At 38.5% G+C, this 16,029-nt stretch carries 17 protein-coding genes; 9 read left to right on the top strand and 8 right to left on the bottom strand.

Annotation, left to right across the window (positions count from 1 at the left end):
- On the top strand, window positions 1–1,428 hold the full coding sequence (dnaA, locus tag OQ289_RS00005) for a chromosomal replication initiator protein DnaA (RefSeq protein ID WP_033563840.1): 1,428 nt from the start codon (window positions 1–3) through the stop codon (window positions 1,426–1,428).
- Window positions 1,429–1,593: 165 nt separating this feature from the next.
- On the opposite strand, the gene OQ289_RS00010 is transcribed toward dnaA, so the two are convergent.
- The 5 genes from OQ289_RS00010 to OQ289_RS00030 form a co-directional block, all read right to left on the bottom strand.
- Window positions 1,594–2,031: a hypothetical protein gene (locus tag OQ289_RS00010; RefSeq protein WP_270088845.1), complete on the bottom strand. Its 438-nt coding sequence runs from the start codon at window positions 2,029–2,031 to the stop codon at window positions 1,594–1,596.
- Between the two features lie 227 nt (window positions 2,032–2,258).
- Window positions 2,259–3,302: a tetraacyldisaccharide 4'-kinase gene (gene lpxK / locus OQ289_RS00015; RefSeq protein ID WP_270088846.1), complete on the bottom strand. Its 1,044-nt coding sequence runs from the start codon at window positions 3,300–3,302 to the stop codon at window positions 2,259–2,261.
- 203 nt (window positions 3,303–3,505) lie between these two features.
- Window positions 3,506–3,970, bottom strand: a complete 465-nt coding sequence (locus OQ289_RS00020) for a gliding motility lipoprotein GldH (protein WP_270088847.1) — start codon at window positions 3,968–3,970, stop codon at window positions 3,506–3,508.
- A 12-nt stretch (window positions 3,971–3,982) separates the two neighbouring features.
- The gene (locus tag OQ289_RS00025; RefSeq protein WP_270088848.1) at window positions 3,983–5,395 is read right to left on the bottom strand and encodes a PSP1 domain-containing protein; all 1,413 of its coding nucleotides are present in this window, start codon (window positions 5,393–5,395) and stop codon (window positions 3,983–3,985) included.
- Between the two features lie 6 nt (window positions 5,396–5,401).
- Window positions 5,402–6,541, bottom strand: coding sequence for a DNA polymerase III subunit (locus OQ289_RS00030; protein WP_270088849.1), 1,140 nt, complete (start codon window positions 6,539–6,541; stop codon window positions 5,402–5,404).
- A 168-nt stretch (window positions 6,542–6,709) separates the two neighbouring features.
- On the opposite strand from OQ289_RS00030, the gene dnaN reads away from it, so the two are divergent.
- The 7 genes from dnaN (at window position 6,710) to OQ289_RS00065 (ending at window position 12,152) form a co-directional block, all read left to right on the top strand.
- The gene (gene dnaN, locus OQ289_RS00035; RefSeq protein ID WP_033563835.1) at window positions 6,710–7,834 is read left to right on the top strand and encodes a DNA polymerase III subunit beta; all 1,125 of its coding nucleotides are present in this window, start codon (window positions 6,710–6,712) and stop codon (window positions 7,832–7,834) included.
- 4 nt (window positions 7,835–7,838) lie between these two features.
- The gene (locus OQ289_RS00040) at window positions 7,839–8,495 is read left to right on the top strand and encodes a DedA family protein (protein WP_270088850.1); all 657 of its coding nucleotides are present in this window, start codon (window positions 7,839–7,841) and stop codon (window positions 8,493–8,495) included.
- A gap of 234 nt (window positions 8,496–8,729) precedes the next feature.
- Window positions 8,730–9,302, top strand: a complete 573-nt coding sequence (locus tag OQ289_RS00045; protein ID WP_270088851.1) for a CAP domain-containing protein — start codon at window positions 8,730–8,732, stop codon at window positions 9,300–9,302.
- A gap of 92 nt (window positions 9,303–9,394) precedes the next feature.
- On the top strand, window positions 9,395–10,270 hold the full coding sequence (locus OQ289_RS00050; protein WP_270088852.1) for a YicC/YloC family endoribonuclease: 876 nt from the start codon (window positions 9,395–9,397) through the stop codon (window positions 10,268–10,270).
- Between the two features lie 5 nt (window positions 10,271–10,275).
- Window positions 10,276–10,842: a guanylate kinase gene (gene gmk, locus OQ289_RS00055; protein ID WP_270088853.1), complete on the top strand. Its 567-nt coding sequence runs from the start codon at window positions 10,276–10,278 to the stop codon at window positions 10,840–10,842.
- 12 nt (window positions 10,843–10,854) lie between these two features.
- Complete coding sequence (gene nadD, locus OQ289_RS00060) at window positions 10,855–11,433, top strand: nicotinate (nicotinamide) nucleotide adenylyltransferase (RefSeq protein WP_033563830.1); 579 nt, start codon at window positions 10,855–10,857, stop codon at window positions 11,431–11,433.
- A gap of 191 nt (window positions 11,434–11,624) precedes the next feature.
- A complete protein-coding gene (locus OQ289_RS00065) occupies window positions 11,625–12,152 on the top strand; it encodes an ExbD/TolR family protein (protein ID WP_033563829.1) in 528 nt (175 codons plus the stop codon).
- A gap of 5 nt (window positions 12,153–12,157) precedes the next feature.
- Here OQ289_RS00065 and OQ289_RS00070 read toward each other — a convergent pair whose 3' ends face one another.
- The 3 genes from OQ289_RS00070 to kduI form a co-directional block, all read right to left on the bottom strand.
- The gene (locus tag OQ289_RS00070) at window positions 12,158–12,928 is read right to left on the bottom strand and encodes an SDR family oxidoreductase (RefSeq protein WP_270088854.1); all 771 of its coding nucleotides are present in this window, start codon (window positions 12,926–12,928) and stop codon (window positions 12,158–12,160) included.
- Window positions 12,929–12,969: 41 nt separating this feature from the next.
- Window positions 12,970–14,088: a DUF4861 family protein gene (locus OQ289_RS00075; RefSeq protein ID WP_270088855.1), complete on the bottom strand. Its 1,119-nt coding sequence runs from the start codon at window positions 14,086–14,088 to the stop codon at window positions 12,970–12,972.
- Window positions 14,089–14,181: 93 nt separating this feature from the next.
- Window positions 14,182–15,027, bottom strand: a complete 846-nt coding sequence (gene kduI, locus OQ289_RS00080; RefSeq protein WP_270088856.1) for a 5-dehydro-4-deoxy-D-glucuronate isomerase — start codon at window positions 15,025–15,027, stop codon at window positions 14,182–14,184.
- 227 nt (window positions 15,028–15,254) lie between these two features.
- Here kduI and surE point away from each other — a divergent pair, with 227 nt between their 5' ends.
- Window positions 15,255–16,028 (top strand): 5'/3'-nucleotidase SurE, encoded by a 774-nt coding sequence (gene surE / locus OQ289_RS00085; RefSeq protein WP_270088857.1) that lies wholly within the window; start codon window positions 15,255–15,257, stop codon window positions 16,026–16,028.
- Window position 16,029: the final 1 nt, after the last annotated feature.

The raw sequence follows: 16,029 nt of genomic DNA on the forward strand, positions 1-16,029 counted from the left end.
ATGGAAAAAACGTATGCAAGTGTTTGGAATAGTTGTCTTCAGATTATCAAAGACAATATACCTGCGCAAAGTTTCAAGACGTGGTTTGAACCGGTGAAAGCGCTGAAGCTTGAAGAGAACGTTTTAACTATTCAGGTGCCGAGCTTATTTTTTTATGAGTGGCTTGAAGAGCATTATGTAGGCATTCTCCGTAAAACCGTTAAAAAGTTTTTAGGAGAGCAGGGAAGGTTGGAGTATAATATTGTTGTCGAGAAATCATCCAGCAATAATCCATATACTACCAATATTCCCTCTAATGGAAACGGAGCTGAAGGAAAACGTCAATCGATACCGGTTCCAGTGAATTTGAATAAGAATATCAAAAATCCTTTTGTTATTCCTGGATTAAAGAAACTGCAAGTCGATCCTCAACTTAATCAACACTACACTTTTGACAATTTCATTGAAGGTGAATGTAATCGGTTAGCGAGATCTGCAGGGTATGCTGTGGCAAATAAACCCGGAGGTACATCGTTTAATCCGCTTATGCTTTATGGTGATGTAGGGTTAGGTAAGACGCATCTCGCTCAAGCAATCGGCAATGAGATAAAACGTAATCTTCCAGATAAGTTGGTTATCTATGTGTCTTGTGAAAAATTTTGTCAGCAGTTTGTAGATTCCCTTAAGAATAATACGATTAATGATTTCGTAAATTTCTATCAGGCTATGGATGTTATTATTATGGATGATGTTCATAATTTTGCGGGCAAGGAAAAGACACAGGATATTTTCTTTCACATTTTCAATCATCTTCACCAATCTGGCAAACAGGTAATCCTAACCTCGGACAAGGCACCGAAGGATTTAGCTGGACTGGAGGAGCGTCTATTGAGTCGTTTTAAATGGGGATTGTCAGCCGATATCCAAGTTCCAGATTTGGAAACTAGAATGGCTATTCTTAAGAAAAAAATGTACTCAGATGGTATTGAGTTACCAGAGAATGTAGTAGAGTATGTCGCTCATCAGATTGATAACAGTGTGCGTGAACTGGAAGGTGCCATGGTTTCTCTACTTGCTCAGTCTACTTTGAATAAAAAGGAAATCGATCTCAATCTGGCGAAGTCCATGTTGAAGAACTTTGTGAAGAATACCAGCAAAGAGATATCGATGGAGTATATTCAAAAATTAGTGTGTGAGTATTTTGAAGTACCAGTAGAGATGGTTAAATCTAAAGTACGAAAACGCGAGATTGTACAAGCTCGTCAAATTTCAATGTACTTAGCTAAGAATCATACAAAGTCATCCTTAAAGTCCATCGGTAATTTCTTTGGGGGGCGTGACCACTCTACCGTAATCTATGCTTGTCAGACTGTTGAAGATCTGATAGAGACAGATAAGAAATTCAAGACCTACGTACAAGATATCTTGAAGAAGCTGAAGGCATCCTAAGCAGGTACAAAAGAATCAAAAAAGGTGGACTGTAAATCAGTCCACCTTTTTTTTTGTAGGATAGCAAAATAGGATTTCATGTTTTTTTTTACAAAAAAGAGGCCTTGTTACTTAACAAGACCCCTAATTGCTAATTTATGAAACCTATTATTGCATTATTATCCATTACTGTTGTGGTTCAGTCTGTTCAACTGGTTGAACGGGCTCTATTGGAGTAGTAGGTGTTTGCTCCTCAACTGGAGCTGCTTCTGGTATTTCTTTTGGAGCTCTCTCTTTGACAATTTTTTCAAATAAAGGTTTTTGCTCATCTGTCAATACTTCAACTATTTTAGCGTCTGTCTGTGCTTGTAATTTAGCCACTTGTTCAGCTTTTACTTCTTTTGATACACTTGCATCAGCAAATAATGCTTGCTCTGCTTTGGCATATTCTAATGTAGCGTTGTATACAGTTGGTTGTTGTTCTTCAGTAAGTGTGAGTTGTTGGGTTAATACAGTAACAACTTGTTTTGCATTATCTTCTGGTGATTGGGCCTGTTGCGTTTGTGCAAATGTTAATCCTAATGCTAAGAAAAATCCGATACCTGTTAAAACTAATTTTTTCATCTTTTTAAATTTTTATGCGTTTAAAACTCATTATTGAATTCGTTACATTAATAACAGCGGTTTGCTATGTTTTAGTATCTAATTGTATCATGTTTGTTACTTTTTAACATTACTTAACACGTTTGTCTTTTGTAAAAAGTTGAATATCAGTTATTTAAAATGTAACACATAAGTTGCAAAAAAATGTTAAATATAAAGTGGATTGGAGTGCCGGAAGAGGAAATATATTATTTTGAAGGGATATATTCGTTGATATGGTCGAAAATCTTCGTTTCGAAGATATGCTGACATCCTTCTTCGAATCCAATTTCAATTGGTATATAATAGAATGGGTACTGGTGTAAGGGGGTATAATCCAGCCGTTGAAAATCTTTCTCCGTTGTGAGGAATATTTTTTTTGTATTGGTAATACCTTTGTACATCTCTTCTATTTTTTGAATATCTAAGGATGAGAATGTGTGGTGATCGGCAAAAGGCATATGTACGAGCCTATTGACGAGAGGGGACAAATATTGGATGAGTGGAGCTGGATTGGCTATTCCGGTGATGAGCAATACATCTGTATCGCTTAAATCTCCCGTAAATAGCCGTCCTTTGGCATCTATACCAGTATTGTACTGGATATGAGTAAAATATATAGGAGCAGTCTGATTATGCTTTCTTAGTCTCTTTTCTATATTAGATCGCTCGTCTGGACGTATTTCAGCTGGACTCTTAGTGACAATTAGTACATCAGCTCTATGACTTTCCATCATCATATCTCGATAATTTCCTGTTGGTAGTAATAGTGGAAGTTTGTCTATAGATCGGTAATCAAATAAGAGGATGGAAAAACTGGGTTGAAGTTTTCGATGTTGAAATGCATCATCGAGTAAGATAATGTCATGTGTAGCTTTTAGTTGTTCAATGCCGAAACACCTATCTTCGGATACAGATACCGTTACAGTTGGAAATTTTCTTTTGAATTGAAGAGGTTCATCGCCGACTTCTTCCGCTGAGGAACTTTCGCTAACATATCTGAAGCCATTGGTCTTACGACCATACCCTCTGCTCAAGGTAGCTAATGTGTGTTTGTCTTTTAGTAGGCGTATTAGAAATTCGGTCATTGGGCTTTTTCCAGTTCCTCCGATAGCTAGATTGCCAATAACTATAGTAGGAAAGTCAAAAGATTTGCTTTTCAATATATGATGATCATAAAGACGATTTCGTGTCCATATGATAATCATGTACAGGATTGTAAAAGGAAAAAGTAACCACCTTAACCAAATCATAACCAATTACTTTTGGGACCGCTGCATTAAGTATCTGCGATAACGCTGTATAATAAAGAGGATAATGACAATCGGAAAAATATACTTTTTAAATGGATGTTCATCATCCATCGTAAAGAAAGAAGCAGCACATATGACGACTAAAAAAAGGTATATATAGCTGAAATTGGGATGTAACAAGTATTGTTTAAATTTATCCATAACTATTTTCTGACAACTTTGATACCGACATCATTTACGTTCATGAGTGGATTCTCACGCATATTTTGCTCTATTCCAAAGATATAAACCCCGGTATCCGGAAAATGGTAGTTTTCATGTAAAAGCGCTTGATGTGCATATAGGCTTCCTGCACTACTTCCTGTCCATTTGCCGTCTTTTTCTGCTAATTTAAGCTCTCGTCTTTCCTTTTTGATATCCCCTTGGGGATTTATTTCATGTATACGAACAAAAATATTGGAATACTTGTAATCTCCATTGTGTCTTAGATTCAAAAATACATCGTAGGTTGAGTTTTTGTCCGTTATATGCACTTTTATTTTTGGTACGATATGATATGGCCATGTCTTGTCCGTAATCAATATATTTTGATCTGTGACAGTATTCGGATCGCAGGCCGACAGAAATAGTACATTCCAAAAAAAAGCTATACAAAAAAATATTCTCATAATATAAGCGAGCTACTCCGCAGATGGTCCACCTTTGTTATTACTACCGTTGTTGTTTCTATTTCTACTTCTATTTCTATTGTTAAATTTACGTTTCGGCTTTTCCGTTCCTTCACTTCCTTCCACTTTTTCGGCAGCTGGTGGATTTGATTTATTTTCTTTTTTCGGCTGTTGAGGCTTTGGCGGTTGTGTTCTGCCTTCTTGCTTTTCGCCTGCCTTTTTATTATGTATAGCCTGTTCAGACTTTTCTGTTGTCTGTTTTGCTTTGGTTTTATTTTTGTTTTTGGTTTTCTTTTTACGATTGCGTTCATCCAGACGGGTCAAACTATCTTGACCGACTACATTTTCATAATCGTATACAATTGGTTTTTCCACCTCTTCCGTAACAATTGGACTGACCAGTTCTTCTGGTTTTTTGCCTTCCTTGTTCATTTCTATAAACTCTTTGACTTTATCAACGGGTAGTGGAATCCAATTTTCGGCTTTAGGATACGAGTACCACATCACCTTTTTGAAAATGTCTGTCTTTTGGAGATATGCAGTACCTATTTGAGTCTCAATTCTATCTACGTGATTGGGAATATCTTTTAGCGCATCCATATAACTGTCTAACTCATAATTAAGACAGCATTTGAGTTTACCGCATTGACCTGCAAGCTTGAGGGTATTTAAAGAGAGATTCTGATAACGGGCCGCAGATGTGGATACCGTTTTAAAGTCGGTAAGCCATGTCGAGCAACACAATTCACGACCACAGGAACCAATCCCGCCAAGTCTGCTTGCTTCTTGGCGCATACCGATTTGCCTCATTTCGATTCGGATTCGGAACGACTCGGCCATCTTTTTGATGAGTTCGCGAAAGTCTACACGACCCTCCGCTGTGTAGTAAAAAGTGGCCTTGGTCTTGTCTCCTTGATAATCTACATCCGAAATCTTCATAGAAAGTCCCAAATCTAAAGCCAGTTTTCGTGCTTTGTGCATGGTCTCCCATTCGAGGTCTTTTGCAGCCTCAAATTTCTTTATATCAGCTTCGTTGGCCTTTCGGTAGATTTTCTTGGAAACAGTGTCTATCGATACATTGTTCTTTTTCAATTGAAGGCGAACTAATTCGCCCGTTAGTGAGACATGACCAATATCGTATCCTCCTGTTGCAGGCTCTACAACGACCATTTCTCCCATTTCTAGATAGAGATTGTCTGTATTGATATAAAAATCCTTTCTGGATCCTTTGAATCTGATTTCGACAATGTCGAAAGCTTTATAATTTGATGGCATATCCATATTGGATAACCAGTCATATACGTCTAATTTATTACATCCACTGGTCATACAGGAGCCATTGTTTTGACATCCTGAAGGAATAGCACCTACTTCTGTAGTACTACTTCCACATCCACCACCGGATGAGCAGCTGCTACATCCCATATTTGATTATATATATTGAGTCCCTGTTGGGAACGTTTGATATTTAAATAATAAAACTAATTGCAAAGATAAATCTAAAAATAATATTTTAGGATTTGCATTTCGTTCGACATAATAATGACATTTTTCGAATTGGCTGATGGCTTCTTCAATTTGTCTAATGTCAAACAGGGGTGCAAATCTGTTTACAAATTCTAATTCTTTCTCGGGAAGGTGAACCAAGCTATGAAGATTTTCTTTAGTTAGAATAATCTGACGCATCATATTGATGGCATACATTAAATAGCTTTTTTGGTTTTCTCGTCCTAATTTGGATATTTCATCATCACATAGCGAAATGAGATGTAAGCCTGCATCACTGACAATAAATCTTAACCAGCGAACCAAAAGATCAAAATGATCGTTAGTTTCCTTTAATAGATCCAAAGCGTGTTGCAAATTACCGTCGGCAATAAAAGCAATTTCACTCGCTGTATTTACCGCTATCTGTTTTTCGTTTACCAGATATTCCTGTATATGTTGATGACTTAATTTATTTATTTTTACGAGTTGCGTACGGGAAATGATCGTATTGAGTATGCGATCTTGATTTTCACAGACTAGTAAAAAAAGTGTTTTTTCAGGAGGTTCCTCTATGAGTTTTAACAATGCATTGCCCTGGGTGTCTAAATACTCAGGTAACCACATAATCAAAACTTTATATTCTGCTTCAAATGCTTTGAGGCTCAGTTTTTTGATAATGTCATGGGCCTCAGCTATGTTGATATTTGCCTGTTTGTTATTTGCTTCTAATTGATTTCTCCAATATTCTAAATTTAAATATGGATTGTGAAGAAAAGCTTTTCTCCAATCTTCTATATAAGTAGATGAGGTTTCTTCTTTTCCTTTTGCAAAAAAAGGAAAGGAGAAATGTAAATCGGGATGAATGATTTTGGCATACTTCCTGCAGGAATTGCAGACCCCACAACTGTCATCACTTAGTTTAGATTCGCAATTGATATATTGAGCATACGCAAGAGCGAGCGCCAGGCTTCCGGAACTCTCTGGTCCTAAGAACAATTGGGCATGACTTACCCTGTTTTCATGTACTGTACGGACAAGGTGTTCTTTAATTTCCTGATGGCCAATTATATCTCTAAACTGCATAAATCAATGCTAATATACAAATGTAACAAAATATTATTTGCAGATCTATTTTAGATTGGGCATTTCCTAAATTAAATATGGGTGGATATTCGTCTTTTAGATCTTGTGGATATGAAATATGTTGATTCTTTTCTGTATTATTGCATGTAAAAATAAGTATATTAGGAAATGAGATTTATAGTATCTACGTCAATTCTATTAAAACAATTGCAAGCCATCAGCGGGGCTTCAAGTAGCAGTACTGTTCTGCCTATTTTGGAAAATTTTTTGTTTGAAATCAAAGAAAATACGTTGACTATTTCGGCTACAGATTTGCAGACCAGTATGGTTACTTCTCTACAGATAGAATCAAAAGAAGAAGGAAGAGTAGCCATGCCTTCGAAAATTTTAATCGAGACATTGAAGACTTTACCCGATCAACCTGTGGCTTTCTCAGTTGATACAAAAACGCTGGCTATCGAGATTAGTGCAGGTGATGGTAAGTATAAATTGAGTGGTGAGAATGCTGATGATTTTCCTAAGATACCGACAGTAGATAATACATCTACTGTAAATATTCCCGCTCCCGTGCTTGCAGAAGCAATCAATAAGACAATTTTTGCCGTAAGTAATGACGAGTTAAGACCAGCCATGTCTGGAGTGTTGGTGCAATTGGCAGAGCAATCTACCACCTTTGTATCGACAGATGCGCATAAATTGGTGCGTTATCGTCGTACCGACATCAAAACGGAAAAGCCTGCGTCATTAATATTGCCTAAAAAAGCACTTTCGTTGCTAAAGTCATCCCTGCCATCTGATGATATTAGCGTCACAATAGAATACAACAATACAAATGCCTTTTTTCAATTTGGCAATATCTTTTTGATTTGCCGATTGATTGATGAACGATATCCAGACTATGAGGCGGTGATTCCACAGGTCAATCCTAATAAATTGACAGTGGAACGGTCGTTGTTTTTGAATACGCTACGCCGCGTTGTTATTTTCGCAAATAAAACGACGCATCAAGTTCGCCTCCGGATATCAGGAAGTGAACTGCATATTTCTGCCGAAGATTTGGATTTTTCTAATGAAGCTCATGAGCGCTTGAGTTGTCAATTTGAAGGAGAAGACATGGAAATAGGCTTTAATGCCAAATTCTTAGTCGAGATGTTGAACAACTTGAGCAGCGAAGAAGTTATTATTGAAATGAGTACGCCGAATAGAGCTGGGTTATTGATTCCCGCAGTCAAAGATGATAACGAAGATATCTTGATGTTGGTGATGCCGGTAATGTTAAATAGCGCAGGTTAAGGTTTTGGAAGTAATAGCAGCATTAATAGACTTTGTTCTACATATCGATAAGCATCTGATAGAAATTGTTAACGATTATCAGACCTGGACTTATCTCATTCTGTTTTTAATAATTTTTATTGAGACCGGTGTAGTGGTCATGCCTTTTTTACCTGGAGATTCTTTATTATTTGCAGCAGGTATGTTAGCGGCGCAACCTAATGATTTGAATGTATGGGTTTTGATTTTTATCTTACTTGTTGCCGCGATTTTAGGAGATTCGCTTAATTATTCTATTGGTAGGCGATTTGGAATGCAAGTGACCCGTATCAAATTGTTCGGCCGACAATTGGTCAAGCAAGAACAAATCGAGAAGACGCATTCTTTTTATGAGAAGTACGGAAGCAAGACCATTGTAATTGCTCGATTCGTACCTATAGTTCGAACCTTAGCACCCTTTGTTGGTGGTATCGGTAGAATGCATTATGGGACCTTTATCACATATAATATTGTCGGGGCAATCTTGTGGGTTGTCGGCATTACGTTGGCTGGATATTTTTTAGGAAATATTCCTATTATACGCGATAACTTTTCTAAGGTAGTTTTACTGATTATCGTTATTTCGGTCCTGCCGATTATTTTTGAGGTTGTAAAGGAAAAATTAAAGAAAAAGGAAGCTTAAGGCTTCCTTTTTTTATGTATTTAGTTTCTATCTAATAGCATATTCCAACGTGTATGGATGGACCAATTTTTTCCTGGGTAATCATAGAAATTTAGCCATTCGCAAAATCTATTCTGCTACTTGCTTTACAGAAAGTAGTACCCTTATTTTTCAAGGGTAAAATGGCATATAATTAAAAATGGCGTGTTGATTAAACCTTCAACGGGATTAACCGTCCTTCTCTAAACTGATTTTATGAAGTATATATTGACGACGGTGATATCACTGCTAACATTTATTGTCCAAGCTCAACAGATTTCCTTAGAAAAGGGCGAGGCCAAAGACGCATTTGAATTGCTCAATAAGATACGTATGCACCCAGAGAAGTATAAAAAGGAGCTGCATATTGCAGATATAGGACCTGTTACCCGTCGTGAATTGGTATGGAATCCTATACTGGCTCGTGTCGCCGAAAAACGAGCTCGGGATATGGCGGAAAGAAATTATTTTGATCACGTAACTCCAGATGGGGTTGGTGTCAATATACAAATCGCAGAAGAAGGGTACATCCTAAATGCCGATTGGTTGAAAAATCGAAAAGCCAATAATTTTGAATCCATCGCGGCTAACCATCCGACAGCAGAGGAGGGAATACGGGCTTTTATTATAGGGAAGGGGTCTCCGGGATTTATGCATCGTAAGCACTTATTGGGGATGGACAAATGGAATGGATCACTACAAGACATAGGGATTGGTTACGTGCGTATTCCGAAGGGAGCAAAGTATAAAACGTATATGTGTGTGATTATTGCCAAGCATGATTGGTAAAATATAACAGAGAAACTGAGGTTAAAAGAGTAAAGAAGGGATTTTTCTTTTCTCTTTTTACTTTTCTCTTTTTACTTTTCATACCTTTGCATATGATAAAATCAATGACTGGGTATGGATTGGGCACTCGAGACAACGAAAGAGTCAAATATAGTGTCGAAATAAAATCCTTAAACTCAAAATTTCTGGAGTTAAGTATCCGTCTTCCTAAGGCTGTATCCGATAGAGAGTTGACTTTGCGTGCAGAGTGTGGCAAGCTCATTGAGAGAGGTAAAGTAAACCTTATGGTGAACGTGGAGTATGCCGACCAAACGGCAAAGGCGTCTAATATCAACGCTTCCCTTCTTAAAAAGTATTATACACAACTTCAACAGATTGCTTTCGAATTGGGAGATAAGCAAGTGTCGCTTTTTGAGATGGCTTTGGGCATGCCAGAGGTCGTTACCAACAGTGACGATACTGTAGATGAAGAAGAAGGTAAGGTCTTGCTAGCAGCTTTCTATGATGCCATCAAACAATTCAATGTTTTTCGGGAAAAAGAAGGTGAGGTTTTGCGTATGGATTTGGAGAAACGAGTACAATTCATATTGGTGCATATGACGGAGGTGGAATCTATGGAGACCTCTAGAATTCCACTTATTCGGGAACGGATCAGTCAATATATGGAGGAGTCTGTTGGAAAGGAAAATATCGATAAAAATCGTTTTGAGCAGGAATTGATTTATTACATTGATAAATTGGATATTACCGAAGAGAAAGTAAGGTTGCGCAGTCATTGCAATTACTTTTTGGAGGCTCTTAATGCGCCTGATTCAAACGGAAAGAAACTAGGTTTTATTTCTCAAGAAATGGGGAGAGAGATTAATACTTTGGGATCGAAGGCCAATAATGCGGAGATACAACAAATCGTCGTTCGCATGAAAGAAGAATTAGAGAAAATAAAAGAACAATTGCTTAACGTTTTGTAACCTTTATGGAAGGAAAGTTGATTATTTTTTCAGCACCATCAGGTGCAGGAAAAACAACCATTGTAAGACATTTACTAGAGAAATTCTCGGATAAGATTGAGTTTTCTATCTCGGCGAGTACGCGTGAACCTCGTGGGGAGGAAATTGATGGAAAGGATTACTATTTCATATCTAAAGAAGAATTTTTGCATAAGATAGCAAAGCAGGAATTTATAGAATTTGAAGAAGTGTATTCTGGAACGTATTATGGAACGCTTAAGGCTGAGGTTGAGCGGATATGGAGTAAAGGAAAACACGTTATTTTCGATATTGATGTGGTGGGAGGCTTAAGACTTAAATCTAAGTTTCCGGAGCAGTCATTGTCGATTTTTGTACAGCCACCTTCATTTGAAGTTCTAAAAGAACGATTACGAGGAAGAGGAACAGATAGTGAGGACAAATTGAGTGAACGGTTTGCGAAGGCTGAGCACGAGCTGTCTTTTGCAGATCGATTTGACGTGATATTGAAGAATCATGATTTGCAAACAGCCTGCGCTGATGCTGATCGCCTTTTGTTGGATTTCATAAAATAGGATAAAGCTGATATGAAGCAGGTTGGTCTTTTCTTTGGATCTTTTAATCCTATCCATGTAGGGCATTTGATCATTGCAAATTATATGGCCAATTATACGGAATTGGATGAAGTCTGGTTTGTGGTATCTCCGCAAAATCCCTTTAAGAAGAAAAGTACGCTTGCTGACCCATATGATCGGCTGGAGATGGTAAATCTTGCTGTTGAGCAAACAGAGGGTCTGAGAGCCAGTAATATAGAATTTAATCTTCCCATTCCTTCTTATACGATTGATACGTTGACGCATCTTTCTGCTAAACATATTGATAAGCAGTTTCATTTGATTATGGGGGAGGATAATTTGGAAACGTTGGAGAAATGGAAGAATATTGATATCATCCTTCGCGATTATCATATTTATGTATATCCAAGGCCTGGATATACTGGTGGAGCATTAAGCGAGCACCCTGCAATCACAAGAACAGACACACCTCAAATGGAAATCTCTTCAACTTTCATTCGCAAATCGATAAAAGAGGGAAAAAATATACAATTCTTTATCCCGGATAAGGTCATTGAATTTATAGATAAGAAGGGCCTTTACTCGTCATAATTAGAAAATAAAACCGGTCTACATTTCCAGTTGACGATTTATGCAGTTGATTGAGGAAAAAAAGAAGCCCTTATTACTTCAAATGAAAGTAATAAGGGCTTCTTTTTTTGAGATGATTATTTATGGAAAAAGGGGGTAACGGACATCCATAATATAAATAACCCTTTTTATAACCATTAAATTACGACATCATGGCAGAGCTAAACAATGCACAGAAGCAAACAGGGAAAAAAGGACGTAGAGGTATTCGTAATAACGGAACGCCTAAGGTGGATTTAACCGCAATGGTAGACTTGGCTTTTTTACTTATTACATTTTTCATGCTGACGACTTCGTTGAATACCCCGAATAGTCTGGCTGTCGCTATGCCAGATAAGACCAGTCCTATTTCGAAACCGATTTTATTAAGTGAGGACCGTACAATCAACCTATTATTGGGAGGGAACAACGAAATAACGTATTACAAAGGAGCTGAGTCAGACCCAAAAGAAACACCAAGAAAAGTGTCATTTGGAAAATTCGGTCTTAGAGAGCTGTTAATGAACTCAAAGACGACTATATCTAAAAGTACAAATGGCCAGGAGATGATTGTCTTGATCAAGCCTTCGGATGAATCGGTTACTAAAAATCTGGTCGATGTATTGGATGAAGTTCAAAAAGCGGATGTTAAACGCTTTATGATAACTAAGATTTCACAGGTAGAGAGGGAGATGTTGTAAAACATCTACCTCCCCATCCATCCACCATCAACGGTCATGATTGTGCCGTGAACGTAGTCAGAAGCGTTAGAAGCTAAGAATACGGCGGGACCCATAAAGTCTTCTGGTTGGCCCCATCTCCCAGCGGGAATACGATCGAGAATGGACTTGGACCGAGAAGGATCATCTCTTAATGCTTCTGTATTGTCTGTGGCAATGTAACCGGGAGCAATGGCATTAACATTAATCCCCTTTGATGCCCATTCATTGGCAAAAGCTTTTACCAATGAACCTATTGCTCCTTTGGATGCAGCATATCCAGGAACATTGATTCCTCCTTGGAATGTCAGGAGAGATGCAGTAAAAATGATTTTTCCCGAGCCTCTGGCAATCATTTCTTTTCCGAGTTCGCGGGTTAAGACAAATTGTGCATTTTGATTGATTTCGATAATTTGGTCCCAATATTCATCGGGATGTTCTGCCGCAGGTGCTCGAAGGATATTTCCGGCATTATTGAAGAGGATATCTATGCTGGGGTTTTCGGACTTTACTTTTTCTATGAAAGCATATAGATTTTTTCTGTCTGAAAAATCGGCTTGATATGCTTTGAATGATTTTCCAATAGCTCGGACAGACTTTTCAACGGCAGAGTCTTGTAATTCCAAAGAAGCAGATACACCTATAATGTCTGCTCCTGCTAGAGCCAAAGCTTCAGCGATGGCTTTGCCAATCCCTCTTTTGCAACCCGTAACGAGTGCTGTCTTGCCTGTTAGATCAAATAATGTATTGATGGACATTTTATATGGTATTAAAAATAAGTTTACGTTAGGTTGTTATTCTATTTCAAAGACACGACCAATGGGTTTTGAATATTTTGGTTGAGTACTTTGATAAACTCAAACCAGTTCTGGGCAGTGGTGATTTGTCCTGCGCGATCCCAAGCCGCTGCTGTGTAATAAATAAAAGGAATTTTGTTTTTGATTGTCGCATGCAATAGGAACTGCGTTGGTACAGAAGTGTCAAGCTTAGTTGCCTTATTTTTTCCCAATAAAACGGCTGTACCAGTGGTGCCTTTGTCTTCAAGAGTTGGCTCCCAATAAGATAGGCTATTGTCGGCAAAAAGAAAGGCTGGTTGCTGTTCAGCACGTCTAGCAATTCCGATAACGATAGGGGTTGTGGAATTGTCGGTATTGACGAGATCAACTTGTATTTTGTTGTGTTGATTGCCTGCGTCTAGCGATATGGTTTTGGATAAGGTGATGTTTTGTCCAGCGATTACCTGGGGCTCGAAAATGAGCTTGAAGGTCGAGCGAAGAGGACCATTATCTAAAACTTGGAATTGGCGGTAATGCTTGGTGTATTGGATTTTTTGATTAAGAAAAAGAGCAATATCCCCGACGCCCAAAGTCTGTCCCACAGCGTAATAATCAAGACCCTTACCGTGATCGGCATGATAGTCTCCTGTCTTGTACCACTCGTCGATGATAAGATCTGTTGTACGTTTGGCCCAAAAATCGAAACCTTGGGCATCTTCGCTACTTCCCTCTAAGGCTTTTCCATATGCACGGAATGCAACGACATCGTTTTCCCAAGCAAAATCATCTTTGCGTTCAGGAACGTAGCGCGCATATGTGTTGTTTTTGAATGGTTGAGCTTTCTGTGGTTTGACGGATAGTGACACCTGTCCATTACTGGGAACGGAAACTTGTAATAGTATGTTTTTTGGAGTGGCTTGCCCCAATCTTTCCAACTGGTGAATGATTTGTGAGCCATCGGTTTCGTTCACGATAGTAAATACGGAATCTACCTTAAAGTATTTGCTAAAGGAACTATATGGAATACTGACAATCTCCTTTCGCGCGTGCGGGCTCTTATTTTTGATGACAATCTTATGCTGCGCATGTGTAGCAGAGGCAAGAGACAACGCCAGGAATAATGTTGCAAAATAGTTTTTCATGCTTAGATATTATATATTTTCGATACGTCTGAGATAAGGGCAATGTCTTGGGTACAGATATTGTAGGATTGACCCCTATAAGATACATGCATATTACTTTAAGTCGTTAATAGCCACTTTATCCATATCATCGTAATCTAGATTTTCTCCAGCCATGCCCCATATAAAGGTATAATTGCTGGTGCCAGCTCCTGAATGTATAGACCATGGTGGTGATATGACTGCTTGTTCATTTTGCATCCAAATGTGTCTAGTCTCTTCGGGTTGTCCCATGAAGTGGCATACCGATTGTTCAGCAGGGACTTCAAAGTAGAAGTATACTTCCATTCTTCGGTCATGCGTATGGGCGGGCATGGTATTCCAGACAGAGCCCGGTTTTAGCTCGGTCATTCCCATTTGCAATTGACATGTTTCTAAAACGGTATTCAATAACATTTGGTTGATGATGCGGTGATTGGCTGTTTCTAATGCTCCGAGCTCTTTTTTTATAGCATTATCTTTGCTTACTTTTTTTGTTGGAAATGTTCGGTGGGCAGGAGTGGAGTTTAAATAGAACTTTGCAGGATTAGCGGGGTCAAGGCTACTGAAGATAATCTCTTTATTACCTTTACCAACATATAGTGCTTCTTTATACGCGAGCTCAAAAAGGACGCCGTCAACTTCCACGGCACCTTTTCCCCCGACATTGATGATCCCAAGCTCTCTTCTATTCAAGAAATATTCTTCCTTTAAGAGTTCAGGAATGGTATCAAGAGACACTTTTTGGGTAATTGGCATAGCCCCTCCGACCATATAGCGATCATAATGGGTATATACAAAATGTACCTGATCTGCTTTGAATAGATTTTCAATCAAAAAGTTATTCCTTAAGCCTGTCGTGTCAAGCGTTTTACTTTCTTGCGGACTGATGGCATATCTTGATTCAAAAGTGGGTTTCATAAGATTTATAGATATTACGTGTAAATAATGTAGAACAAATCCCTAAGTTAGCTCATTTTGATAATGGATAGCGGAAGAATCTACGAAAAGGTTTTCAAAGGTTTTGACACATATAATAGCCGGTGGATAACGAAGGAGCGATGCGGTTGTTTTAATAAATTGTAATAAGATAGCTATGCATTTGTTAAGAAGGCGCAGCTTTATATTTTTCTTTTTAAATTAGCAACATGGCAAGAAAGAAACCGACCATATTAGTGGTTAATGATGATGGCATAACGGCTCCTGGAATAAAAGTGCTGATTGAAGAAATGCAGGAATTGGGACATGTGGTGGTAGTCGCACCAGATAGCCCCCAGTCGGGGATGGGACATGCGATTACGATAGGACGGCCATTGCGTTTGGATAGGGTTCATATCTATGAAGGCGTGGAGATGTATAAGTGCTCCGGAACTCCGGTAGATTGTGTGAAGCTGGCCGTAAATAAGATTTTTAAAGGAAAGAAACCAGATATTTGTGTGTCGGGAATCAACCACGGGCTGAACAATTCTATTAACGTGCTCTATTCGGGAACCATGTCTGCTGCCGTTGAGGGTGCTATTGAAGGAATCCCTTCAGTAGGTTTTTCATTGGATGATTTTACATATGATGCAAATTTTGAACCGTGTAGATCGTACATTTCAGCGATTACCCAACAAGTGTTGAACAATGGCCTTCCAAAAAACACGCTTTTGAATGTCAATTTTCCGAATGTAGAGGATATAAAAGGGATAAAGATTTGTAGGCAGGCTGCGGCGCGATGGGTAGAGGAGTTTGATGAGCGTGTGGATCCGCATAATCGCGATTACTTTTGGTTAACCGGTAAATTTCAACTGGAGGACCGCGGAGAGGATACCGATGCATATGCCTTGAATCACGGCTATGTATCAGTTGTACCTACACAATATGACATGACGGCGCACCATGCTATTCCAGAGCTAAATTCATGGAGTTTTGACGTTTAGG

Origin of the sequence: Sphingobacterium sp. SYP-B4668 (assembly GCF_027627455.1) — a bacterium.
In the GTDB taxonomy this organism is placed as follows: domain Bacteria; phylum Bacteroidota; class Bacteroidia; order Sphingobacteriales; family Sphingobacteriaceae; genus Sphingobacterium.

Coding starts and splice junctions, on each gene's coding strand:
- dnaA (WP_033563840.1), top strand. CDS start 1: ATGGAAAAAACGTATGCAAGTGTTTGGAATAGTTGTCTTCAGATTATC.
- OQ289_RS00010 (WP_270088845.1), bottom strand. CDS start 2,031: ATGAAAAAATTAGTTTTAACAGGTATCGGATTTTTCTTAGCATTAGGA.
- lpxK (WP_270088846.1), bottom strand. CDS start 3,302: ATGATTTGGTTAAGGTGGTTACTTTTTCCTTTTACAATCCTGTACATG.
- OQ289_RS00020 (WP_270088847.1), bottom strand. CDS start 3,970: ATGAGAATATTTTTTTGTATAGCTTTTTTTTGGAATGTACTATTTCTG.
- OQ289_RS00025 (WP_270088848.1), bottom strand. CDS start 5,395: ATGGGATGTAGCAGCTGCTCATCCGGTGGTGGATGTGGAAGTAGTACT.
- OQ289_RS00030 (WP_270088849.1), bottom strand. CDS start 6,541: ATGCAGTTTAGAGATATAATTGGCCATCAGGAAATTAAAGAACACCTT.
- dnaN (WP_033563835.1), top strand. CDS start 6,710: ATGAGATTTATAGTATCTACGTCAATTCTATTAAAACAATTGCAAGCC.
- OQ289_RS00045 (WP_270088851.1), top strand. CDS start 8,730: ATGAAGTATATATTGACGACGGTGATATCACTGCTAACATTTATTGTC.
- OQ289_RS00050 (WP_270088852.1), top strand. CDS start 9,395: ATGATAAAATCAATGACTGGGTATGGATTGGGCACTCGAGACAACGAA.
- gmk (WP_270088853.1), top strand. CDS start 10,276: ATGGAAGGAAAGTTGATTATTTTTTCAGCACCATCAGGTGCAGGAAAA.
- nadD (WP_033563830.1), top strand. CDS start 10,855: ATGAAGCAGGTTGGTCTTTTCTTTGGATCTTTTAATCCTATCCATGTA.
- OQ289_RS00065 (WP_033563829.1), top strand. CDS start 11,625: ATGGCAGAGCTAAACAATGCACAGAAGCAAACAGGGAAAAAAGGACGT.
- OQ289_RS00070 (WP_270088854.1), bottom strand. CDS start 12,928: ATGTCCATCAATACATTATTTGATCTAACAGGCAAGACAGCACTCGTT.
- OQ289_RS00075 (WP_270088855.1), bottom strand. CDS start 14,088: ATGAAAAACTATTTTGCAACATTATTCCTGGCGTTGTCTCTTGCCTCT.
- kduI (WP_270088856.1), bottom strand. CDS start 15,027: ATGAAACCCACTTTTGAATCAAGATATGCCATCAGTCCGCAAGAAAGT.
- surE (WP_270088857.1), top strand. CDS start 15,255: ATGGCAAGAAAGAAACCGACCATATTAGTGGTTAATGATGATGGCATA.